The following is a 22,433-nucleotide window of genomic DNA, read 5'->3' as shown; positions in this document are numbered from 1 at the left end:
TTACACGCTGAGCGCGGCGCGCAATTGCGCTTCGAGGGCAGCAGCGTCCAGTGCCTGGCCGATCAGCACCAGACGCGTGGTGCGCGCTTCTTGCGCGCCCCACCGGCGGTCGAAGTGCTTGTCGAAACGCGTGCCCACGCCCTGGATCAGCAGGCGCATCGGTTTGTTCGGGATCGCCGCGAAGCCTTTGACGCGCAGGATGCCGTGCCGGACCACCAGTTGGGTCAGCGCGTCCAGCAGCAGGCTTTCATCGGCTTGCGGCAGCTCGATAGAGATGGAATCGAACGCATCGTGGTCGTGATCGTCTTCACCTTCGTGATGGTGATCGTGATGGCTATGGCGGCCGTCGATGTGTTCCTCGGAACCGGCACCGAGGCCGATCAGCACGTCCAGCGGCAGGCGCCCGCTGCTGGCTTCGATGAGTTTGACCGCCGGCGGCAATTCCTCGGCGACTTCCAGGCGCACCCGGGCCAGGTCTTCAGGGCTGATCAGGTCGGCCTTGTTGAGAATTACCAGGTCGGCGCTCGCCAGTTGGTCGGCGAACAGTTCGTGCAGCGGCGATTCGTGATCCAGGTTCGGGTCGAGTTTGCGCTGGGCATCGACCTGATCGGGGAACGCGGCGAAGGTGCCGGCGGCGACGGCCGGGCTGTCGACCACGGTGATGACCGCGTCAACGGTGCAGGCGCTGCGGATTTCCGGCCACTGGAATGCCTGGACCAGGGGTTTTGGCAGGGCCAGGCCCGAGGTTTCGATGAGGATGTGATCAAGATCGCCGCGACGGGCGACCAGTTCACGCATCACCGGGAAGAATTCTTCCTGGACGGTGCAGCACAGGCAGCCGTTGGCCAGTTCGTAGACGCGACCGCTGGCTTCTTCTTCGGTGCAACCGATGGAACATTGCTTGAGGATTTCGCCGTCGATGCCCAGCTCGCCGAATTCGTTGACGATCACCGCGATGCGGCGGCCCTGGGCGTTGTCGAGCATGTGCCGCAGCAAGGTGGTTTTGCCCGAGCCGAGAAAGCCGGTGACGATGGTGACGGGGAGTTTGGCCAGTGTTTTCATCGGATGCCCTTTGGCAAGGTGGCGGGCATACGGGACGAGAACCGGCCACGCCTGTGCGCGCCGGAAGCGTTCGCCACCGGATCACCCCGCCCGGTTGTAGTGAGAATCTGTATCGAGGCAGGTCTCCTGGCTGACGGTGTGCCAGTCGTTGGACTGGCGTTCGCTGCGCCTTCCCGCGGGCCCAGGTCTTGAGCGTGCAGTGGCGTGGCAACGGACATCACCGTTCACAGTTGCGGGGGCAGCCGCGGCTTTGACCGCGTTCCCTTCTTAGCTTCGACAAACGCCGAAGAACCTCGAAAGCGCAAGGCTACGCATCGTATTGGGGCGGGTCAATCATTGACCTGTGTTCTGTGGCGCCTGATACGACGCCTTCGCGAGCAAGCCCGCTCCCACCTATAAAATGCAATCCCCTGTGGGAGCGGGCTTGCTCGCGAAGGATGCGACTCGGCATCAAGATGAGAACCCCTGCCAATTGACGCCCCACCCCCGCCCATGGTCTCCTACACGCCTTGTTACGGGTGCCCTTCACAGGGTGAAACGGGAAACCGGTGAATCGTGTGCTTTACTCAAAGCCACGTCAGTCCGGTGCTGCCCCCGCAACGGTAAGCGAGCGAAGCGTCAGATCCACTGTGCCAACACGGCATGGGAAGGTGATGCTTGCAGGCCAAGGCATGCGCCAGCGCCCCTCGTGAGCCCGGAGACCGGCCCGCAACACGAAGTGATCAAACTTCACTGAATGACAAACCCGCGGTGGGCGGGCGCTGTTCGAATCGCTGCGCGCCTGGTCGTGCGGGGTTTAATCATGCGCTCTAATTCCCCGCTGACAGAACAGAGGGAAACGCCATGTCGATCATCAGCAGCACCGGCCACACAGCCTCCTCCAGCACCACCTCCACCCTTGCCCAGCGCGTCACCGCCGCCGTCTGCGCGTCGATCCTTGGTGCCTGCCTTGTGTATTTCGCCGGTTTCTCGCACATCGAAGCGGTCCACAACGCCGCCCACGATACCCGCCACAGCTCCGCGTTCCCGTGCCATTGAGACCTGCCGACATGATCAAGCGTATTGCGCAAACCGCAGGCTTCACCGGGTTGCTGGCCGCCCTGTTGCTGACGGTGTTGCAGAGCCTGTGGGTTTCCCCGCTGATTCTGCAGGCCGAGACCTACGAAAAATCCGAACCGGCGGCCGTTGAAGTTCATGAACACGCCGCCGGCGTTGCCGCCCATACCCACGATGCCGAAGCCTGGGAGCCGGAAAACGGCTGGCAACGCGTGCTGTCGACCACCGGCGGTAATCTGGTGGTGGCCGTCGGTTTCGCCCTGATGCTCGCCGGTCTCTACACCCTGCGCGCACCGACCAGGACGTCCCAGGGCCTGCTCTGGGGCCTGGCCGGCTACGCGACGTTCGTGCTGGCGCCAACCCTTGGCCTGCCGCCTGAATTGCCAGGCACCGCAGCTGCCGATCTGGCGCAACGCCAGCTCTGGTGGATCGGCACCGCTGCGTCCACCGCTGTCGGGATCGCCCTGATCGTTTTCAGCCGTCACTGGCTGATGAAGCTGCTGGGCGTGGCGATCCTTGCCGTGCCTCACGTGATCGGCGCACCGCAACCGGAAGTGCACTCGATGCTCGCCCCGCAAGCCCTGGAAGCGCAGTTCAAAATCGCTTCGCAGTTGACCAACGTCGCGTTCTGGCTGGCCCTGGGCCTGATCAGCGCCTGGCTGTTCCGCCGTAAAAACGATAGCCAATACCACGCATGACTGATACCGGCACAGCGCCGACCCTGGTGGTCGGCCTGGGCTGCCAGCGCGGCTGCCCGGTCAGTACGTTGCGGGCCCTGCTGGATCAGGCGTTGCAGGCGCACCAGGTCGAACTTCATCGAATCAGGGCCCTGGCCAGCATCGATTTGAAACGCGACGAACCGGCACTGATCGAACTGGCCGAGCAGCTTGGGCTGCCAATGATGTATTACAGCAGCGAACAGTTGGCGACGTATCAAGGGCAGCTCAGCCATCATTCGCAGATCGCCTTCGAACGCACCGGCTGCTATGGCGTGGCGGAAAGTGCCGCCTTGGCCTTGGCCGAAGAACTGGCCAATTCACCTGCGAAACTGCTGATCCCCCGACAAAAATACGCGCAAGCGACGCTGGCGTTGGCCTGCGCCGGGTAAAATCCCCGATAATCCCCGCATTCAATCATGAGCAATCTTCATCTGAAGCCTTGCCTTGACCCTTTTTCCCACAGGAATCGACGATGACCGTCTACTTCATTGGCGCAGGTCCCGGCGACCCCGAACTGATCACCGTAAAAGGCCAACGGCTGATTCGCCAATGCCCGGTGATCATCTATGCCGGTTCACTGGTGCCCACCGCCGTACTGGACGGCCATTGCGCTGAACAGGTGGTCAACAGCGCCGAACTGCACCTGGAACAGATCATCACCCTGATCAAAAGCGCCCACGCGAAGGGCCAGGACGTGGCCCGCGTGCACTCCGGCGACCCCAGCCTGTATGGCGCCATTGGCGAACAGATTCGTCACCTTCGCGAACTCGATATTCCATTCGAGATCATCCCCGGTGTCACTGCTACGGCGGCCTGTGCCGCCCTGCTGGGCGCGGAACTGACGCTGCCGGACGTGTCGCAGAGCGTGATCCTGACCCGTTATGCCGACAAAACCGCCATGCCGGCCGGCGAGGAACTGGCCAGCCTGGCACAGCACGCGGCGACCATGGCCATTCACCTGGGGGTCAATCACCTGGAGAAGATCCTCGCTGAATTGCTACCGCATTACGGTGCCGATTGCCCCATTGCCGTGATTCACCGGGCGACCTGGCCAGACCAGGATTGGGTGGTGGGGACGCTTGAGGATATTGCCGGGAAGGTGGCGGCCAAGGGGTTTCGGCGAACGGCGCTGATTTTGGTGGGCCGGGTGTTGGGGAGCGATCACTTCAGTGAGTCGTCGCTGTACCGTGCCGGGCACGCGCATTTGTATCGGCCGTAAGGGCCTCTTCGCGAGCAAGCCCGCTCCCACAGTGGAATGTGGTCCAGCGTGGGAGCGGGCTTGCTCGCGAAGGGGCCGGTGAATTTGACCCATAAAAAAACGGCGCTCACGGGGCGCCGTTTTTTATGCCGCAGCGAACACCTTAGTAGTAGGCGTTTTCTTTCTGCGTGTGGTCAGTCACGTCACGGACGCCCTTGAGCTCGGGAATACGCTCGAGCAAGGTGCGCTCGATGCCTTCCTTCAGGGTGACGTCTGCCTGGCCGCAGCCCTGGCAACCGCCGCCGAACTGCAGGACGGCGATGCCGTCCTCGACCACATCGATCAGGCTCACCTGACCGCCGTGGCTGGCGAGCCCCGGGTTGATCTCGGTTTGCAGGTAATAATTGATGCGCTCGTTGACCGGGCTGTCGGCGTTGACCATCGGCACCTTGGCGTTAGGCGCCTTGATGGTCAGCTGGCCGCCCATACGGTCGGTGGCGTAGTCGACAACCGCATCATCCAGGAAGGCTTCGCTGAAATGATCGATATAAGCGGTGAAGCTTTTGAGCCCCAACGCCGTGTCTTCGGGTTTTTCTTCGCCTGGCTTGCAGTACGCGATGCAGGTTTCGGCGTACTGGGTGCCAGGCTGGGTGATAAAGACGCGGATGCCAATGCCCGGGGTGTTCTGCTTGGAAAGCAGATCAGCCAGATAATCATGGGCGGCGTCGGTGATGGTAATAGCGGTCATGGAAACTCCTCGCAGGCTTGGGCGCAGTTTACGCCAATCATCGCGCGGGACAAAGTCCTAGTATTTTTGTCGGGAAATTTAATGCCGACCCCCTGTGGGAGCGGGCTTGCTCGCGAAAGCGTCGTGTCAGGCAACAATGACGTCGACTGATGTACCGCTTTCGCGAGCAAGCCCGCTCCCACAGGGGGTTCTGGGGTGATTCAGAGGTTCTCGTAGCGATTCATGTCCAGCACGCCCTCTTCCATCGGCTCGGTCTCGTGGAGGTAGCGGCTCAGGTCATGAAAATAAAACCAGAATTGCGGATGACTGCGACGAATCCCCCAGCGTTCGACGATGTTCTCGAAACGATGGGCATCCTTGGCGTTTTCCATGGCGTCGACAAATGCCGGAACCTCTGCCGCTGGAATATTGAACATGAAGTTCGGGTAACTGCTCAGAACACCGGGGAAAATGGTGAGGGTGTCCAGGCCAGGCTGATAGCGCAGGGATTCGCCGAGCAGGAATGCCACGTTGCTGTGCGCACGGTTGCGCAGCAGGCTGTAGACCACCCGCTGGCCGCGCGCGGTCTGGACCCGCAGCAGGGTGGCTTCCGGCAGCTGGTCGATGACCTTGAGCCCGGCCGCCGGGCGTGAAGTCAGGCGGCTCAGCGCCTGTTCCGCGCTCTGCAGGTCTGGGTCGATGTTGGGCCGCGAACAATAGGCGCCATCGCAACGATTGATTGGGTCAGGCTTGGCATTGAGCTCGCCATAACGCGCCAGCAACTGCAGGGCGAAATCCCGCTTGGGATCCTTTGGATCGAGCTTGAGCGCAGTCGGCTTGTCGTTGTCGATGGCCTCGTAGTCCATCCACATTTTCAGTTTGCCGCTGCTCTGGTACCAGTCGTCGAGGTAGCCGTCCCGGGAATCGGCCGGCATCAAGCGCAGGAAGTTCTGCTCGGCACCGTTGCGAATCAGGTCGAAATACAGGCGTGTCTGGGCCTGATGGGACACATTGCCGAACACGTCGAAGTTCACCGCCAACTGATAATACGTACGCTCCAGCAGCGGAAAGTCGAACAGCCACATCGTTTGCGGCACCTCGCCGATCAGGCCCTTGGTCACCGCGGCACTGTCGAAGTGCCTGAAGATGCTCAGCAAGGCATTGTCATTGCCGGCCCACAGGGACGACCAACTCGGCGCCGGCAGGTCGGCGTAACTGTCACGGCGCAGGGCATCGTACTCGTTGCGCTTGTCGCGGTAGTCGTGCCACAGGCTCAGGACGCTGCCCACGTCGTCGTTCTGCCCCGGCATTTCCAGCAATGGCGTGGCCTGGCCACGGTAATCGGGGTCGGTGATGTAAAGATCATGTTCCGGCGCCTGGAACAGCGCCCAGAAGTTGTCACGGATCACATCCGTGGCGATCTGCCCCCGGCAGACCGGGCCGCGAATAAAGGTGCGAACGAAATACTCGGCGTTATCGAGCATGAACTGATAACGCGCCTGGGCCGGGATCGCCTCGAAGGTGGCAAACGGGTTGGCCCGGCGCTCCGGCCCGTACCCCGGCAAGGCGCTCACCTGCCAGTTGCCGTTGTAGAACAGGCTTTTGACCCGGGCCATCTTCGCCGCGCTCAGCGGATAGGTGATGTGGGTCTTGTGCACGATCACGCCCTGCACCGGCCACAGGCGGTAGTAAAACTGCGTGCCCGGATCGTCGTTCGGCCGCCGGGTGTTGATCAGGTCGATGGGCTGGCCGGTCGGCGTGCGCGAGCGCACCCACTGGAAGAAATGCCCCGGCTCACCGTCCTTGAAATAGAGATGCGCGAGGAACCAGTGCTCGAACAGCCAGCGCCCCACCAGACTCTGGCGGGCGCCCGGCGCATTGAGCAGGTTTTCCCACTGCACCACTTGCAGCGCTTCCGCCGCGCTCGGCACCAGGCCCTGCGCATCGATAGGCGCGCCGGAAGCCAGCCAGCGTTGCAGCGTCTGGTATTGCTGATCGGTCAGGCCAGTGACGGCCAGGGGCATGCCCTGCCCGGGATGGGAGCTGGCGTAGCCGTCGAATTCCGCCGGCATGGCGCACACATTATTGCGGTTGAGCCCCAGAACGATGTCTTCGGGCAACTTGGCGTTGGGTTGCAACGGTGCCTGATGCCCCAGCTCCAGCATCCGCGCCATCAATGCGGCCTGGCTGCCCTGGGCGTCCAGCACCGAATAGAAGCCCTTCTGCTGCCAGGCGCGCTTGCCGAAGGCGTCATAGAACAGCCGGGTCGGCGGGGCGGCCTGGGTGCGCTCGCCGTCGTAGACCGGGGATTTGCTCGCGCCGCGAACTGCGCCTTCAGCGCTGCCCAGGTTGAGCTGGCAGGCGGCGTCGTAGCAGGCGTGGCAGGCGACACACTTTTCGGTGAAGATCGGTTGAATGTCGCGGCTGTAGGAAATCGCCGGAGAAAGGCCAGCCGGCACCGCCGGATCTTGCGCAAGGGCGCCCCCGCTTAAAAACAGCAACACACTGCTGATGACGACGCGATACGACATGCCCTGTTCCCGATCCTTTGAAAAACGCCGCGATTCTACCGGTCCGCAGGCCCCTTCAACATGAGCGATATTCATGCAAAATCCCGACATGCTCTAAAAGCGCACAGGTTTGCTATTATCTCGGCCCTTCGTCATGGCCTTACCGAGTAGCCCAAATGTCCGATCGCAGCGTTCGCCTTCAAGCTCTCAAGCACGCCCTCAAGGAGCGCATTCTGATTCTCGATGGCGGCATGGGCACGATGATCCAGAGCTACAAGCTCGAAGAACAGGATTACCGCGGCAAACGCTTTGCCGACTGGCAGAGCGATGTCAAAGGCAACAACGACCTGTTGGTGCTGACCCGCCCGGACGTGATCGGTGGCATCGAGAAAGCCTACCTCGATGCCGGTGCCGACATTCTGGAAACCAACACCTTCAACGCCACCCGGATTTCCATGGCCGACTACGGCATGGAAGAACTGGCCTACGAACTGAACGTAGAAGGCGCTCGCCTGGCACGCAAGGTCGCGGATGCGAAAACCCACGAGAACCCGGACAAGCCGCGCTTCGTGGCCGGCGTGCTCGGCCCGACCAGCCGCACCTGCTCGCTGTCGCCGGACGTGAACAACCCCGGCTACCGCAACGTGACCTTCGATGAACTGGTGGAAAACTACACCGAGGCCACCAAAGGCCTGATCGAAGGCGGCGCCGACCTGATCCTGATCGAAACCATTTTCGACACGCTGAACGCCAAGGCGGCGATCTTCGCCGTGCAAGGGGTGTTCGAAGAGCTGCACATCGAATTGCCGATCATGATCTCCGGTACCATCACCGACGCCTCCGGCCGCACCCTGTCGGGCCAGACCACTGAAGCGTTCTGGAACTCCGTGGCCCACGCCAAGCCGATCTCGGTGGGCCTGAACTGCGCCCTCGGCGCCAGCGAATTGCGCCCGTACCTGGAGGAGCTGTCGAACAAGGCCAGCACCCACGTTTCCGCGCACCCGAACGCCGGCCTGCCAAACGAATTCGGCGAGTACGACGAACTGCCGTCGGAAACCGCCAAGGTCATCGAAGAATTCGCCCAAAGCGGCTTCCTCAACATTGTCGGCGGCTGCTGCGGCACCACGCCGGGTCACATCGAAGCCATCGCCAAGGCCGTGGCCGGTTATGCACCGCGCGAGATTCCGGAGATTGCCAAGGCCTGCCGCCTGTCGGGCCTGGAACCGTTCACCATCGATCGCAACTCGCTGTTCGTCAACGTTGGCGAGCGCACCAACATCACCGGTTCCGCCAAGTTCGCCCGGCTGATCCGTGAAGACAACTACACCGAAGCCCTGGAAGTCGCCCTGCAACAGGTCGAGGCCGGCGCCCAGGTGATCGACATCAACATGGACGAGGGGATGCTCGATTCGAAGAAGGCCATGGTGACCTTCCTCAATCTGATCGCCGGTGAACCGGACATCTCCCGCGTACCCATCATGATCGACTCCTCCAAGTGGGAAGTGATCGAAGCCGGCCTCAAGTGCATCCAGGGCAAGGGCATCGTCAACTCGATCAGCATGAAAGAAGGCGTCGAGCAGTTCATCCATCACGCCAAACTGTGCAAGCGCTATGGTGCTGCGGTCGTGGTCATGGCGTTCGACGAAGCCGGCCAGGCCGACACCGAAGCGCGCAAGAAAGAGATCTGCAAGCGCTCCTACGACATTCTGGTCAACGACGTCGGCTTCCCGCCGGAAGACATCATCTTCGACCCGAACATCTTCGCGGTGGCCACCGGTATCGAAGAACACAACAACTACGCTGTGGACTTCATCAACGCCTGTGCCTACATCCGTGACGAACTGCCGTACGCCCTGACCTCGGGCGGCGTGTCCAACGTGTCGTTCTCGTTCCGCGGCAACAACCCGGTGCGCGAGGCGATCCACTCGGTGTTCCTGCTGTACGCGATCCGCGCCGGCCTGACCATGGGCATCGTCAACGCCGGTCAGCTGGAAATCTACGACCAGATCCCGCAGGAGCTGCGCGACGCCGTTGAAGACGTGATCCTCAACCGCACCCCGGAAGGCACCGACGCCCTGCTCGCCATCGCCGACAAGTACAAGGGCGACGGCAGCGTCAAGGAAGCCGAAACCGAGGAGTGGCGCAACTGGGACGTCAACAAGCGCCTGGAGCATGCGCTGGTCAAGGGCATCACCACCCATATCGTCGAAGACACCGAAGAGTCCCGCCAGTCGTTCGCCCGTCCGATCGAAGTGATCGAAGGGCCGTTGATGTCCGGCATGAACATCGTCGGCGACCTGTTCGGTGCCGGTAAAATGTTCCTGCCGCAAGTGGTGAAATCCGCCCGCGTGATGAAACAGGCCGTGGCCCACCTGATCCCGTTCATCGAACTGGAAAAAGGCGACAAACCCGAAGCCAAGGGCAAGATCCTGATGGCCACGGTCAAAGGCGACGTGCACGACATCGGCAAGAACATTGTCGGCGTGGTCCTGGGCTGCAATGGCTACGACATCGTCGACCTCGGCGTGATGGTGCCGGCGGAGAAAATCCTCCAGGTGGCCAAGGAACAGAAGTGCGACATCATTGGCCTCTCCGGGCTGATCACCCCGTCGCTGGATGAAATGGTCCACGTCGCCCGCGAGATGCAGCGCCAGGATTTCCACCTGCCGTTGATGATCGGGGGCGCCACCACCTCCAAGGCGCACACGGCGGTGAAGATCGAGCCCAAGTACAGCAACGATGCCGTGGTGTACGTCACCGATGCCTCGCGCGCGGTGGGCGTGGCCACGCAGCTGCTGTCCAAGGAACTGAAGGCCGGTTTCGTCGAGCGAACCCGAGAGGAATACGTCGAAGTCCGCGAACGCACCGCCAACCGCAGCGCCCGCACCGAACGCCTGAGCTATGCCGCATCGATTGCGAAAAAACCGCAGTTCGACTGGAGCACCTACACGCCGGTCAAGCCGACGTTCACCGGCGCCAAAGTGCTGGATAACATCGACCTCAAGGTACTGGCCGAATACATCGACTGGACGCCGTTCTTTATTTCCTGGGACCTGGCCGGCAAATTCCCGCGCATCCTGCAGGACGAAGTGGTGGGTGAAGCCGCCACTGCGCTGTACGCCGACGCCCAGGAAATGCTCGCCAAGCTGATCGACGAGAAGCTGATCAGCGCCCGCGCCGTGTTCGGCTTCTGGCCGGCCAACCAGGTGCGTGACGACGACATCGAACTCTACGACGATCACGGCAAACCGATTGCCAAGTTGCATCACTTGCGCCAGCAGATCATCAAGACCGACGGCAAGCCGAACTTCTCCCTGGCCGACTTTGTCGCGCCGAAGGACAGCGAGCTGACCGACTATGTGGGTGGTTTCATCACCACCGCCGGCATCGGTGCCGAAGAAGTGGCCAAGGCCTACCAGGACGCCGGCGACGACTACAACTCGATCATGGTCAAGGCCCTGGCCGACCGCCTGGCCGAGGCCTGCGCCGAGTGGTTACACCAGCAGGTGCGCAAAGAGCACTGGGGCTATGCCAAGGACGAAACCCTGGACAACGAGGCGTTGATCAAGGAGCAATACAGTGGCATCCGCCCTGCCCCGGGCTACCCGGCCTGCCCGGATCACACCGAGAAGGCCGCGCTGTTTGCGTTGCTCGATCCCGAGGCTGCTGAAATGCGCGCCGGCCGTAGCGGGGTGTTCCTCACCGAGCACTACGCAATGTTCCCGGCGGCGGCGGTCAGCGGCTGGTACTTCGCGCATCCGCAGGCGCAGTATTTCGCCGTGGGCAAGATCGACAAGGATCAGGTGCAAAGCTATACGTCGCGTAAAGGCCAGGAACTGAGCGTGACCGAGCGCTGGCTGGCGCCGAACCTGGGTTACGACGAGTAATCCAGCTTCCCTCGGCCCATTGTGGGAGCGGGCTTGCTCGCGAAGGCGGTGTTTCAGGCGGCATGGATGTCGACTGACACGAATCCTTCGCGAGCAAGCCCGCTCCCACATTTGTCTTGTCCCTTCTTTAATTGTCTATGCTTACGACTCACATCTACGTGACGAGGGGTTTATGGACGATCCAGTCGACAACAAGCCGCCGACCTTCTGGCAGATGCTGCACAGCGTCATGGCCGCGGCATTCGGTGTGCAGAGCGGGAAGAACCGCGCGCGGGATTTCACCCACGGCAAGCCGAGTCATTTCGTGATCCTGGGCATCCTGTTCACGGCGGTGTTCGCGTTGACGCTCTACGGCATCGTGCAACTGGTGGTGCACCTGGCAAAGGTTTAATGCATCAGGGTTTGCAGACTGAACGGGTAACGATAGGACTTCGGTCGCCCCTTGGCCGAGAGCTTGTGAAAATCCACCCCGAAATCTTCGGCGCTGCCCATCGCCAGCAATCGCCGGGCCTGTGCCCGGTCAATCAGCTGCAACAGCGGAATCTGCCGGTCACGGCCGCCGTACTGGCTGATGTCGACCCCCTCATCGTAATCATGCAACTCGACCAGGGCCCAGCCCCCCAGGCTGAAGTGTCCGCCCAGCAACACGCTCAAGCGATTGTCGAGCAGCGCGTGCAAGGCAGCGGGCGAGTTGTTGATGGTGCCGAACAGCGCATCCTTGCCGGGTTTGCCGCCCGACTCTTCAAAGGCGCGCATCACGCCAAAGCCCATTTCGTCGTTGGCCGACCAGACCAGTGAGGTCTGCGGGTAACGCTTGAACAATACCTTGGCCTGTTCGTAGGCCCGTTCCCGGGTCCAGCCGCCATACACCAGCTGACGCAAGCGCACTTCGGGGTGTTCGGCCAAAGCCCGGCGCAGGCCCTTTTCGCGTAATTGCGCCGATGGCGTGATTTTCAGGCCGGAGAAGGCCAGCAGGTCGATGTACTGACCGGCAGCCACTGGAGGATGCAAACGGACCAGCTCCTTGAGCATCCGGTAGCCACCCTCCTCGTCGTTGGGCACCAGGCTGCCCACCCAATCGGGGTATTTGTCGGGGCGATTGCCGAGCAGCCGCATCTGGTCCGGGGTCAGGGCGTTGTTGACGATAAACAGCTTGACCCCGCTGCCCTGGGCCAGGCGCAGGATCTCGGGCGCGATGTATTGCTCGTTGACGAACACCAGATAGTCGGGCCGTTTTGGCCCTTGCAGGGCTTCGCGCGCTTGTTTAATGGTGATGTCGGAATTGCGGTCGGAATATTCAATGCGCAAATCCATACCCAGGTCCTTGGCGGCCGCCTGCATGAATTGCGAGTAACTGACCCAGAAAGCTTCTCTGGTGGTTCCCGGATTGAGGAACAGCACCGACGCGGCCTGGGCGCAAGGTCCTACGACCGTCGCCAACGCCAGCAACGCGCCACACAGAAACTTCAACATTGGTCGTCCGAGCCCCCGGAAATTCGCCGCGCATTATAGCCAGCGAACGCCCGCAAAACGGCGTTTATTACAGGTTTTGTCCGACAATCGTCAGAACGAGGCCCGGACGGGGTCGTTTATTGGTGACTGACCCAGAATACCGCCGTGCCGACGACCAGAATGATCAGGAACAGAATCGCCCAGGCATCGACGGTGCTATCGGCTTTCCTTGCTTTGGTTGGGTTGCTCATTGCATCGCCTCTTGTCGGTTTTATCGGTGATTGCAGAAAGACTCGACCACAGTTAAGACGATGATTGTCCGCACGACAAATGTGGATTAGTTGACAACTATTCCCGTTAGGCGATTTGGTTCTTTGCATATATTCAAACATCACTTTTGCGCATAACTGCAAACTGGTATCTTGCCCCGGCTCCGTAGGGAGTGCGCGGCCGTGCGCGCAGAATTGCCGAGGCATTATCGGATTCCAGCAAGCCAAAAAACGCCGCTGTTTCCGACCGGCCCAGCCTGAGAACAGGACTTATATGTACGTATACGACGAGTACGATCAGCGGATCATCGAGGACCGCGTCAAGCAGTTCCGTGATCAGACCCGACGCTATCTGGCAGGCGAGCTGAGCGAAGAAGAATTCCGCCCCCTGCGCCTGCAGAACGGGCTTTACATCCAACGCTTCGCGCCGATGTTGCGGGTCGCGGTGCCTTACGGCCAACTGACTTCGCGCCAGATGCGAATGATGGCCAGGATCGCCCGTGATTATGACAAGGGCTATGCCCACATCAGCACCCGGCAGAACGTGCAGTTCAACTGGCCGGCGGTGGAAGACATCCCGGACATCCTGGCGGAACTGGCCACGGTGCAGATGCACGCGATCCAGACCAGCGGCAACTGCCTGCGCAACGTCACCACCGACCAGTTCGCCGGTGTCGCTGCGGACGAATTGATCGACCCGCGCCCATGGTGCGAGATCGTTCGTCAGTGGACCACTTTCCACCCGGAATTTGCCTACCTGCCGCGTAAATTCAAGATCGCCGTCAACGGTTCGACCTCCGACCGTGCCGCCATCGAAGTCCACGACATCGGCCTCGAGCCGGTGCACAACGCCGCTGGCGAGTTGGGTTTCCGTGTGCTGGTCGGTGGCGGCCTGGGCCGTACACCGGTGGTGGGGGCGTTCATCAATGAATTCCTGCCGTGGCAAGACCTGTTGAGCTACCTCGACGCCATCCTGCGTGTCTACAACCGCTATGGCCGTCGCGACAACAAGTACAAGGCACGCATCAAGATCCTGGTGAAAGCGCTGACACCTGAAGTCTTCGCGCAAAAAGTCGATGCGGAAATGGAGCACCTGCGCGGTGGCCAGACCACGCTGACCGAAGCCGAAGTGCATCGCGTCGCCAAACATTTCGTCGACCCGGACTACAAGGCCCTGGACAACCAGAGCGCCGCACTGGCCGAGCTCGACCAGCAACACCCAGGTTTCGCCCGCTGGCGTACCCGCAACACCCTGGCCCACAAGAAGCCGGGTTATGTGGCCGTGACCCTGTCCCTGAAGCCGACCGGCGTTGCACCGGGCGACATCACCGACAAGCAGCTGGACGCGGTGGCCGATCTGGCCGACCGCTACAGCTTCGGCCAATTGCGCACCTCCCACGAGCAGAACATCATCCTGGCCGACGTCGAGCAGGACAAGCTGTTCACCCTGTGGGGCGAGTTGCGCGAGAAAGGTTTCGCCACGCCGAACATCGGCCTGCTGACCGACATCATCTGCTGCCCGGGCGGCGATTTCTGCTCCCTGGCCAACGCCAAGTCGATCCCGATCGCCGAATCGATCCAGCGCCGTTTCGACGACCTGGACTACCTGTTCGACATTGGCGAGCTGGACCTGAACATCTCCGGTTGCATGAACGCCTGCGGTCACCACCACGTCGGCCATATCGGCATTCTCGGGGTAGACAAGAAAGGCGAAGAGTTCTACCAGGTTTCCCTCGGTGGCAGCGCCAGCCGTGACGCCAGCCTGGGCAAGATCCTCGGCCCGTCCTTCGCCCAGGAAGCCATGCCTGACGTGATCGAAAAGCTGATCGACGTGTACATCGAACAACGTACCGAAGACGAGCGTTTCATCGACACCTATCAGCGTATTGGCATCGACCTCTTCAAGGAACGCGTCTATGCAGCGAATCATTAAGAACAACGAAGTCGTCGACGAAACCTGGCACCTGTTGCCCAAGGATTTCAACATCGACGAGATCAGCAACTGCGACGACTACATCGTGCCGTTGCAGCTGTGGCGCGAACACAGCCGCATGCTCCTGGCCCGCGATGGCGGCCTGGGCGTGTGGCTGGATGCCGATGAAGAAGCCGAGGAAATCGGTGAAGACGTGGCGAGCTTCCAGGTCATCGCCTTGAACTTCCCGGCGTTCACCGATGGCCGCAACTACTCCAACGCCCGCTTGCTGCGTGACCGTTACGGTTTCAAAGGCGAGTTGCGGGCGATCGGCGACGTGCTGCGCGACCAGTTGTTCTACCTGCATCGCTGCGGTTTCGACGCTTTTGCCATTCGCGCCGATAAAGACCCGTACGAAGCCCTGGAAGGTCTCAAGGACTTCTCGGTGACCTATCAGGCCGCCACCGACGAACCGCTGCCGCTGTTCCGTCGCCGCTGAAAAAATAAAGCCCTGACTCCATACGGAGCCAGGGCTTTATTCTTTGTGAGGAGTAAAACTCAGAACCCGACTTGCGTCAGCCCTCTTTCTCTTAATGCCTGTGCCAGCGCGGGAATATCATCAAACAACTTCTTGTTCAAACTCCCCCAGTAGTCACCCTCGACAAATACTTTAAATTCGGGCTTCCACTGATTGGCCTGATGGCGTTTGACATAGGTCTTTTCGACCTGATTACATTTCCTGCAGCGATAAACAACCGACGCATCCACTTTTGGTCTTTCATCGATCAGAAACATACTTTTTTCTGACAGTAACTTTTCAAATGCGGCGAATTCTATTGGATCGCCCCAGTGCTTGCTTTCACTCATGATGCAACTTCCTTGCTGCGGTTAAGGTAAACGGGAGTCTAAGCAATCCTTGCGGCGATTCAACCTGCTTATCAGCACAGAATATTTTCACGCCGATCGTCAATACAGCACTGCTACGATCAGAGTGGGCCGATCGGAAACGGCCGCCCCAACGCGACCCAGTCGTTATAAACCCTGGCCCGCTCTTCCAAAGCTGTAAGCACTGCTATCGGATTATCTAAAGCCCCTCCTGGTATCGGTACATCCCGGGATATTTGCGTCCACGCTTCCTGCGAAGCATCGGCTTCACTCATCAGTCGCCAGACCCGGGCCTGAAGATCCAGATAGTTGACCCGAAATTCCGCCGTGAGGGTCAAGGTACTCATAGCCCCCAGAAACCGCCTGCCGCCCTGCTTGACGCCCAGTCGCTGCCAAAGTTGTATCCGCGCATCGCGCTGTCCTTCCTCAAGGCCGCGCAACCAGTTTGCAGGTCCTAGATAGTCGAACCCCGGTGCATCCAGCCACAAGTTGATACCTGTTTGTTCCCGATGGGCGACCAGCCTCTGCAGGGTGTCCTCATCGGTCAAGGGGTTGTGCCACAACAGGACTCGGTCTCTGCTGATGGCCTGATTCAATACTGCCTGCGGCACTCGATTGATCCGGTTGTCGCTCAAGTCCAGGGTCGTCAGGTAGGGCTGATCCATGATCCCTACGGGGCAACTCTTGATGCCCGTGTTGTTAAGTCTCAGTGACCGCAGTTGATTCATTCCGGTGACGACAGGCGCAACAACCAAAGGATTATCGCTCAAATCCAAAGTTTGCAAGTTGACCAACGAACTCAGCTGGCCCGCCGTATTTCCCGGGACAGCCAATGCATGCACATCATCCAGCACAACGGGTAGCGCCGCCGTATTCCTCTGGAAGGTCAATCGGGTGGAACGTAGATTCAACGAAGTGAGGCGCTGCAACTGAGGAATGACCGGCGGCAACTTACTTTCCAGCTGCCCATCAATATTGGGTAATCGTAAGTCTGTGCCTTCCAGGTCCAAGACACGCAATTGCGGAAAGCGTTCGATAAAGCCGTTCAGGGTCTCCCGCTCGAATAAGTGAAAGTTACTCATGTTCAGCCCCACCACATCATTGAACCGAACATTCAGCACTGGCAGTCGGTGATAGTCTTCATTACTCATGTTCATCGTAAAACCATCAACATGACTACCCGTGTAGTGGCTATCGACCTGCGGAGGCTGTTTTTGCCAAATCGCAATCAATTCATCCGCCAGCTCACCGCGAGTTTCGCTTTCATACCTCATCACCTCCTGCACCCGTCTTATGTTTTCGTGCTGGATTTGCATGTGCGACATGCCCTCTGCCTCAGGATCCCCCTCTTGCAGGAAGTCGACGTCCATATCCTCGACGTCGTCCGCGACTTGATCAATCCAGGTGTCCAGGTCCGTATGCAATTGCTGCAGTTGCTGTTTGAGGCCGTCGATATGGGTCTGGGCCTCATTTCCCAGCCGTTGTAGTGTTTCTTCGACCTCTGTATCGGTAAAATCCGGATAGATCTCCCTGAGTTGCAAACTCATCACCCTGTGCATCAAGGCCCCCGCTGGAGGAGGATCCGGATAAAAGCCTCCTCTCAATCCCTGCGCCTCGAAGGACAACCCTGAGTCCATTCTGCCCAGACCAAGCACCAACTCTGATCGGGACAACGGCCGATGGCTGATTTCCAGCCTCAACTCCGTCCCCGGGTCAGTTGATATCAGCCCCAACGCCGACCGTTCCTCCTTGGACAGAACCGCAGCGACAGCCTCGGTAAAACCAGTGGCCTGGGCTGAAGAGGCATGGGTCAGATAACCCGCATCCGACTTGATCAGGGTCCGGTAATCAAGCGCATCCAGCGGCCCGCTGCGATCCAGTATCCGGCCGCCAATGGAACCGTCGCGCACTTCTATTCGCAGCCCCCTGGGCCATCCGGGCAGATTGTTCAGAGAGTGCAAGGCCAGCGTGTCCGATTCGGCACTGGTGACTGACCGCAGATAGAGTCCTTCATAGGCACGGTTTAGACGGACATGCTGCTGGTATTGGCGTGCCTTGCTGTCCAGTTGTTTGAACAGCGTCCTGGCCAGGACAGGGTCGGGGGACGCCTTGAAATCGATACCGTAGCGATCCAGCATTTGCTCAACGGCAGCCTTGGGCAGATCGGGGTATGTCTGTTGAAACAGCTGGACCCATGGGTTTTCCGACTGCTGCAGCGCCTGATATCGACGGTTGAATTCAGCCTGCGCGGATGACGGGTCGCCCAGCGCTGTCACTTCCTGATCGATTCTGAAGCGATCGATGGTATCGGCCAGCTGCGGCGTCGGTGAACGCCCCGCCTGCATCAGCCGCAGCATGTCATCGTCCACGGCGCTGACCCTGCCAATCTGTGCCAACACGTCATCGGTGAAGGTGCCGGCTGGCGCACCGACTCCACGCAAAAGCTCCGTACGCGTCGGCAACGGCAATTCCGGTTGCCGGGGCGGTTGGGCAGGGGCTGTTTCGTGTATCGGTCCGCTGGATCCGTTGCCTTCGCGTTCCACATGGGTCAACGTGCCCAACTCCGCCCCTTCCTTGCTGAGCGAAGCAACGCCCGTCGCCAACGGCAGCGCGTTGAGCAACCCGAACACGGTTCGAGTCACACCCTGGGAGCGTTGGCTGGCCGTCTTGCCGTCAACAGCCTGATCCAGGCCATACCCGGCATCGATCAGTCCCGCCAGGACTAACAGCCCCTCGCCTCCCGGCACGAACAGCGCCAGCGGACCAAACTGGTTGACCCACTGGACAATAGGCTCGACAACAGCACTCAAATTGTCGCGGTTGACCTGAGCAGCATCGCGGATGGTCTGGACACTGGCGACTGCCGCCTGCTTCATCGTCAACACAAGTTGCGCAAAGGGGTCCGTGTTGGAGGAAGCAAGCTCGACGCCGATGTAGTCGGCCGGGTCCCAGTAACCGTCGTCATTGAAGAAGCCCGACTCTTTGGTCAAATGATGCTGGAGCGGAAAAATCGCCATGCCATCGAGCGCCGTGAGCACCCCGGCATGGAAGGTGCCGTCCTCGCGATCGTCATCGGCGAAGTGCGCCGCCAGCGCCTGCTTCGTTTCGCTGACCTTGCCCTCTTCGACGATCCATTGACGCAGCTGGCTTCTGTCGGCGAACTCATGCAGCGGTGAGGAGTTGCCTGGGATGTACAGCAGCACGCGGCCACTGGACCGGTCCCGGTAGCACCAGATATCAAGCGCGGTGTATCGATACAGCTTTAAACGTCCCGCCTCGACACTTGCCGGAAGGCGCGTCGGCGCTTGCAGTTGATCGATCGTCAGCCTTTCCCACGTTTGCCCGTGCGGCAACCCCGCTGCCTCCATGGCCAGTTCCAGGCCTTTTTTCGACAGGCAGTTTTCGTGGTATTGCAGCCAGGCCGTCATGACAAATGCAGCCTTGACCGACGTCCTCAACGCGTAGGGTCTGGAGGCCAGCAGGCTCTCGTCCGACGGCCAGGCCCGCTCCAGATACTGTTCATACGAATACTTGAAATCCAGTTTCCAAACCCATTCCTTGAAATCGGCCGGCCTCAGTTTGATCTGGGTCTGGGGTCCATACGCCTGCGGTGTCGTCCGGCGATAAATGCCTTCGTACGTCCGGTGATTGCCGCTGTCGTGTCCGGCGAATTCGTCGACTTTTTCGACAATACGCACGGCGGGGCCGATATCCGGAGGCGTGTACAGACCGAAGGCGGTTTCACCGAAACGCCCGTCGCCGACGGTCTGGTAGTTGGAGAGCAGCGCTTGCACCAGCGTGCGCGAACTGCCCACCTGGCCTTGATGGATGCCGTCCTGTGCCGGGTGGCCCATGTAGTCGTAATCGAGTGTTACCAGCAAGGCTGTCTGCGGATCGATGCCTGGGCCCCATTTGTCCTTGATCAGGCGTTCGCCAAACTGGCCGGGCGTTTGCGGGAGCGCGGTGTCCACGGCTGCTTTCAGCTCGTTGCGCATGGGTAATGCAGGGGCGGGATCCGAGGTCGTGTCTGTCGATGTGTTCATGGTGCATTCCGTTGCAGATTGGGGAACATCACCCTAACCAATGCGACCGTTCTGCACAGTGGGAGCGATCGACAGCACGGTTGCGAAAGTTCGCTGATTGCGAACGAAAACCGGCAATCCCGAAGACAAAAAAAACCGTGGAGGCGGTCCACGGTTTTCATGGGTCATGACGATGACGCGTTGAACGTTACCAGAAGCGTTGTTGAGTCAACCGGCTCCACCAGCTCAACAAAACACGATCGACTGAACCGCTGGCCGCCATGCCGATGCGTTCCTGCAGGCTTTTGCGTTCGGCGTAGTGCAGGTGATAAAGCTCGGACTGTTTGGCGCGATCGGCCAGGTATTCATCGCTGGTCTTGAGCTCGTCCACCAGTTGCTTGTCCAGCGCGGCGACACCCAGCCAGATTTCGCCGGTGGCTACGTCGTCGATGGCCAGTTGCGGGCGATAACGGGAGACGAAGTTCTTGAACAACTGGTGAGTGATGTCCAGGTCTTCCTGGAACTTCTCCCGGCCTTTCTCGGTGTTTTCGCCAAACACCGTCAGGGTGCGTTTGTATTCGCCGGCCGTCAGCACTTCAAAGTCGATGTCGTGTTTCTTCAACAGGCGATTGACGTTGGGCAACTGCGCTACCACGCCAATCGAGCCGAGGATTGCGAACGGTGCGCTGATGATCTTCTCGCCGATGCACGCCATCATGTAGCCGCCGCTGGCGGCGACCTTGTCGATGCACACGGTCAACGGCACGCCGGCGTCACGGATGCGCGCCAGTTGCGAAGACGCCAGGCCATAGCTGTGCACCATGCCGCCGCCACTTTCCAGGCGCAGCACCACTTCATCCTTGGGCGTGGCCAGGGTCAGCAAGGCGGTGATTTCGTGACGCAGGCTTTCGGTGGCCGAGGCCTTGATGTCGCCATTGAAATCCAGCACGAACACCCGGGGTTTGGCTTCGGGCTTTTTCTTCTGCTGCTTGTCGGATTTGGCCTGGGACTTGCGCAAGGCCTTGAGCTGGTCCTTGTCGAGCAAGGTTTGCTCCAGGCGCTCGCGCAGCCCCTTGTAGAAATCATTGAGCTTGCTGACCTGCAACTGGCCGGCCGACTTGCGTCGACCTTTGCTGCGCAAGGCCGCAAAACTGGCCAGGACCACCAGAATGGCGATCACCAGGGTCACGGTCTTGGCCAGAAAAACGGCGTACTCGGACAAAAACTCCACAGGGACTCCTCAAGCGATGCGCGGCATGAATACGCGCGGGATACCTCCAGCATACCCATGCGCCGTCCTTGCGACCAGCCGTGAAACCTCAGGCAGCAGGCCTGGAACAGGCATTTCAAACAAGCGTATGTTTTTTCATTGACAGCTCACTGCCATCCTCATAACCTCGCCAAACCTTCAACGTACCGGGATGACGCGGACGTGGGCAGCATCTATTTGATTCGACATGGCCAGGCCTCCTTTGGTGCAGACGACTACGACGTCCTGTCGCCCATCGGCATTCGCCAGGCACACATCCTCGGCCAGCACCTGGCCGACCTCGGTATCAGCTTCGATCGCTGCCTGTCGGGCGACCTGCGCCGCCAACAACACACCGCCACCAGCGCGCTCGAACAGTTCGCCGCGGTGGGCTTGCCGGTACCGCTTCTGGAAACCGACGCCGCCTTCAATGAATTCGACGCTGACGCGGTGATCCGCGCGCTGCTCCCGGCCATGTTGCCGGACGAGCCTGAAGCGCTGAACATCCTGCGCAACGCCGCGCAGAACCGCGCCGAGTTCCAGCGCATCTTCGCCCTGATCATCGAACGCTGGCTCGCCGGCACCTACGACCCCCCTGAGCTGGAAAGCTGGCTGGGCTTTGTCGAACGGGTTCGCGCCGGGCTATACAGGATTCTCGAACAGGCCGACAACACCCAGAAAATCGCGGTGTTTACCTCAGGTGGCACCATCACCGCCCTGCTCCATCTCATTACGCAAATGCCGGCCCGACAGGCCTTTGAACTGAACTGGCAAATCGTCAACACCTCGCTCAACCACCTGAAGTTTCGGGGTCGCGAGGTGGCCCTGGCTTCTTTCAACAGTCATGCGCACCTGCAACTGTTGAAAGCCCCGGAACTCATCACGTTTCGCTGAGTCCGGACTATTGTGACCCTGGCTGTAACCACCCAGCTCTTATTACCCTGCGCTTATTAACCAAGAAAGGATCGAACCATGACCTCCGTAGCTGATGCCGTACAAGCAATGAAAGCCAAGTTCAACCCAGCCGCCGCTGCCGGTCTGGACCTGGTCTTCGGTTTCCGCATCGACGACACCAAGAACTTCTCCCTGATCGTCAAGGACAGCACCTGCGAGCTGCAAGAAGGCGAGAACCCGGACGCCCAGGTGACCCTGGTGATGGACGGCGAAACCCTGGAAGGCATCGTCAGCGGCGAAACCGACGGCATGCAAGCCTTCATGGGCGGCAAACTGCGCGCCGAAGGCGACATGATGCTGGCCATGAAACTGTCCGAGCTGTTCCCGGCCTAAGACAGCGGCTCCCTGCTTCGGGGGGCACTCTGGCTGTACGCGAATCCCGCCCCTTGTGGCGGGATTTGTCGTTTTCGGCGGCGGAAAACGCCTCGCCCCGGATTTGCCGTCTATATTCCTTCAGGCCGCATGCGTCAGCCATCGGCTGTTTGTCCCCGACTCAAGTTGTGGAGACCACTGGCATGAGCCCACCTGACG

Annotated in this window: 17 protein-coding genes and 2 riboswitches; of the genes, 10 read left to right on the top strand and 7 right to left on the bottom strand. The window is 60.3% G+C overall.

Annotation, left to right across the window (positions count from 1 at the left end; translation table 11 throughout):
* A complete protein-coding gene (cobW, locus tag F8N66_RS12935; RefSeq protein WP_150770539.1) occupies positions 1-1,062 on the bottom strand; it encodes a cobalamin biosynthesis protein CobW in 1,062 nt (353 codons plus the stop codon).
* 98 nt (positions 1,063-1,160) lie between these two features.
* A riboswitch (cobalamin riboswitch) is annotated at positions 1,161-1,373 on the bottom strand.
* A gap of 188 nt (positions 1,374-1,561) precedes the next feature.
* A riboswitch (cobalamin riboswitch) is annotated at positions 1,562-1,787 on the top strand.
* A 118-nt stretch (positions 1,788-1,905) separates the two neighbouring features.
* On the opposite strand from cobW, the gene F8N66_RS12930 reads away from it, so the two are divergent.
* The 4 genes from F8N66_RS12930 to cobM all read left to right on the top strand — a co-directional run bounded on the left by F8N66_RS12930 (position 1,906) and on the right by cobM (position 4,056).
* Positions 1,906-2,100, top strand: coding sequence for a CbtB domain-containing protein (locus F8N66_RS12930; protein ID WP_150770538.1), 195 nt, complete (start codon positions 1,906-1,908; stop codon positions 2,098-2,100).
* An 11-nt stretch (positions 2,101-2,111) separates the two neighbouring features.
* On the top strand, positions 2,112-2,816 hold the full coding sequence (locus F8N66_RS12925) for a CbtA family protein (RefSeq protein WP_150770537.1): 705 nt from the start codon (positions 2,112-2,114) through the stop codon (positions 2,814-2,816).
* Positions 2,813-3,226: a cobalamin biosynthesis protein gene (locus tag F8N66_RS12920; RefSeq protein WP_150770536.1), complete on the top strand. Its 414-nt coding sequence runs from the start codon at positions 2,813-2,815 to the stop codon at positions 3,224-3,226. Before F8N66_RS12925 ends, F8N66_RS12920 begins: the two co-directional genes overlap by 4 nt.
* 83 nt (positions 3,227-3,309) lie before the next feature.
* Positions 3,310-4,056, top strand: a complete 747-nt coding sequence (gene cobM, locus F8N66_RS12915) for a precorrin-4 C(11)-methyltransferase (protein WP_150770535.1) — start codon at positions 3,310-3,312, stop codon at positions 4,054-4,056.
* 142 nt (positions 4,057-4,198) lie between these two features.
* On the opposite strand, the gene nfuA is transcribed toward cobM, so the two are convergent.
* Together nfuA and F8N66_RS12900 are read right to left on the bottom strand one after the other, a co-directional pair.
* A complete protein-coding gene (nfuA, locus tag F8N66_RS12910) occupies positions 4,199-4,783 on the bottom strand; it encodes a Fe-S biogenesis protein NfuA (RefSeq protein ID WP_007912592.1) in 585 nt (194 codons plus the stop codon).
* A 200-nt stretch (positions 4,784-4,983) separates the two neighbouring features.
* A complete protein-coding gene (locus F8N66_RS12900) occupies positions 4,984-7,293 on the bottom strand; it encodes a fatty acid cis/trans isomerase (RefSeq protein WP_150770534.1) in 2,310 nt (769 codons plus the stop codon).
* Positions 7,294-7,448: 155 nt separating this feature from the next.
* On the opposite strand from F8N66_RS12900, the gene metH reads away from it, so the two are divergent.
* Both metH and F8N66_RS12885 read left to right on the top strand, forming a co-directional pair.
* On the top strand, positions 7,449-11,159 hold the full coding sequence (gene metH / locus F8N66_RS12895) for a methionine synthase (RefSeq protein ID WP_150770533.1): 3,711 nt from the start codon (positions 7,449-7,451) through the stop codon (positions 11,157-11,159).
* 172 nt (positions 11,160-11,331) lie between these two features.
* Positions 11,332-11,550, top strand: a complete 219-nt coding sequence (locus F8N66_RS12885; protein WP_110963271.1) for a DUF2970 domain-containing protein — start codon at positions 11,332-11,334, stop codon at positions 11,548-11,550.
* Here the strand turns inward: F8N66_RS12885 and F8N66_RS12880 are convergent.
* Entirely contained in the window at positions 11,547-12,632 is a 1,086-nt protein-coding gene (locus F8N66_RS12880; protein WP_150770532.1) for an ABC transporter substrate-binding protein, read from the bottom strand. The two genes, F8N66_RS12885 and F8N66_RS12880, sit on opposite strands and share 4 nt — an antisense overlap.
* Before the next feature lie 522 nt (positions 12,633-13,154).
* On the opposite strand from F8N66_RS12880, the gene F8N66_RS12875 reads away from it, so the two are divergent.
* Positions 13,155-14,813 carry a nitrite/sulfite reductase gene (locus F8N66_RS12875; protein WP_150770531.1) on the top strand — a complete coding sequence of 553 codons (1,659 nt, stop codon included), beginning with the start codon at positions 13,155-13,157 and terminating at the stop codon, positions 14,811-14,813.
* Positions 14,797-15,291: a DUF934 domain-containing protein gene (locus F8N66_RS12870; RefSeq protein WP_150770530.1), complete on the top strand. Its 495-nt coding sequence runs from the start codon at positions 14,797-14,799 to the stop codon at positions 15,289-15,291. Before F8N66_RS12875 ends, F8N66_RS12870 begins: the two co-directional genes overlap by 17 nt.
* A gap of 59 nt (positions 15,292-15,350) precedes the next feature.
* Here the strand turns inward: F8N66_RS12870 and F8N66_RS12865 are convergent, their stop codons facing one another.
* The 3 genes from F8N66_RS12865 to sohB all read right to left on the bottom strand — a co-directional run bounded on the left by F8N66_RS12865 (position 15,351) and on the right by sohB (position 20,930).
* The gene (locus F8N66_RS12865; protein WP_150770529.1) at positions 15,351-15,659 is read right to left on the bottom strand and encodes a hypothetical protein; all 309 of its coding nucleotides are present in this window, start codon (positions 15,657-15,659) and stop codon (positions 15,351-15,353) included.
* 119 nt (positions 15,660-15,778) lie between these two features.
* On the bottom strand, positions 15,779-19,720 hold the full coding sequence (locus tag F8N66_RS12860; RefSeq protein ID WP_150770528.1) for a leucine-rich repeat domain-containing protein: 3,942 nt from the start codon (positions 19,718-19,720) through the stop codon (positions 15,779-15,781).
* 187 nt (positions 19,721-19,907) lie between these two features.
* Positions 19,908-20,930, bottom strand: coding sequence for a protease SohB (sohB, locus tag F8N66_RS12855; protein WP_150770527.1), 1,023 nt, complete (start codon positions 20,928-20,930; stop codon positions 19,908-19,910).
* 201 nt (positions 20,931-21,131) lie between these two features.
* On the opposite strand from sohB, the gene F8N66_RS12850 reads away from it, so the two are divergent.
* Together F8N66_RS12850 and F8N66_RS12845 are read left to right on the top strand one after the other, a co-directional pair.
* Positions 21,132-21,842: a histidine phosphatase family protein gene (locus F8N66_RS12850; RefSeq protein ID WP_150770526.1), complete on the top strand. Its 711-nt coding sequence runs from the start codon at positions 21,132-21,134 to the stop codon at positions 21,840-21,842.
* A 78-nt stretch (positions 21,843-21,920) separates the two neighbouring features.
* Positions 21,921-22,235, top strand: a complete 315-nt coding sequence (locus tag F8N66_RS12845) for an SCP2 sterol-binding domain-containing protein (protein ID WP_008154977.1) — start codon at positions 21,921-21,923, stop codon at positions 22,233-22,235.
* The last annotated feature ends 198 nt before the right edge of the window (positions 22,236-22,433 follow it).

The sequence above is a fragment of the Pseudomonas fluorescens genome, from assembly GCF_902498195.1.
Taxonomy (GTDB): domain Bacteria; phylum Pseudomonadota; class Gammaproteobacteria; order Pseudomonadales; family Pseudomonadaceae; genus Aquipseudomonas; species Aquipseudomonas fluorescens_BU.
The sequence above is the reverse complement of the archived record's forward strand: the minus strand, read 5'-3'. Positions and strand labels throughout refer to the sequence as shown.

Coding starts and splice junctions, on each gene's coding strand:
- F8N66_RS12875 (WP_150770531.1), top strand. CDS start 13,155: ATGTACGTATACGACGAGTACGATCAGCGGATCATCGAGGACCGCGTC.
- F8N66_RS12865 (WP_150770529.1), bottom strand. CDS start 15,659: ATGAGTGAAAGCAAGCACTGGGGCGATCCAATAGAATTCGCCGCATTT.
- F8N66_RS12925 (WP_150770537.1), top strand. CDS start 2,112: ATGATCAAGCGTATTGCGCAAACCGCAGGCTTCACCGGGTTGCTGGCC.
- F8N66_RS12880 (WP_150770532.1), bottom strand. CDS start 12,632: ATGTTGAAGTTTCTGTGTGGCGCGTTGCTGGCGTTGGCGACGGTCGTA.
- metH (WP_150770533.1), top strand. CDS start 7,449: ATGTCCGATCGCAGCGTTCGCCTTCAAGCTCTCAAGCACGCCCTCAAG.
- F8N66_RS12930 (WP_150770538.1), top strand. CDS start 1,906: ATGTCGATCATCAGCAGCACCGGCCACACAGCCTCCTCCAGCACCACC.
- F8N66_RS12900 (WP_150770534.1), bottom strand. CDS start 7,293: ATGTCGTATCGCGTCGTCATCAGCAGTGTGTTGCTGTTTTTAAGCGGG.
- cobM (WP_150770535.1), top strand. CDS start 3,310: ATGACCGTCTACTTCATTGGCGCAGGTCCCGGCGACCCCGAACTGATC.
- F8N66_RS12870 (WP_150770530.1), top strand. CDS start 14,797: ATGCAGCGAATCATTAAGAACAACGAAGTCGTCGACGAAACCTGGCAC.
- cobW (WP_150770539.1), bottom strand. CDS start 1,062: ATGAAAACACTGGCCAAACTCCCCGTCACCATCGTCACCGGCTTTCTC.
- F8N66_RS12920 (WP_150770536.1), top strand. CDS start 2,813: ATGACTGATACCGGCACAGCGCCGACCCTGGTGGTCGGCCTGGGCTGC.
- nfuA (WP_007912592.1), bottom strand. CDS start 4,783: ATGACCGCTATTACCATCACCGACGCCGCCCATGATTATCTGGCTGAT.
- F8N66_RS12860 (WP_150770528.1), bottom strand. CDS start 19,720: ATGAACACATCGACAGACACGACCTCGGATCCCGCCCCTGCATTACCC.
- F8N66_RS12885 (WP_110963271.1), top strand. CDS start 11,332: ATGGACGATCCAGTCGACAACAAGCCGCCGACCTTCTGGCAGATGCTG.
- F8N66_RS12845 (WP_008154977.1), top strand. CDS start 21,921: ATGACCTCCGTAGCTGATGCCGTACAAGCAATGAAAGCCAAGTTCAAC.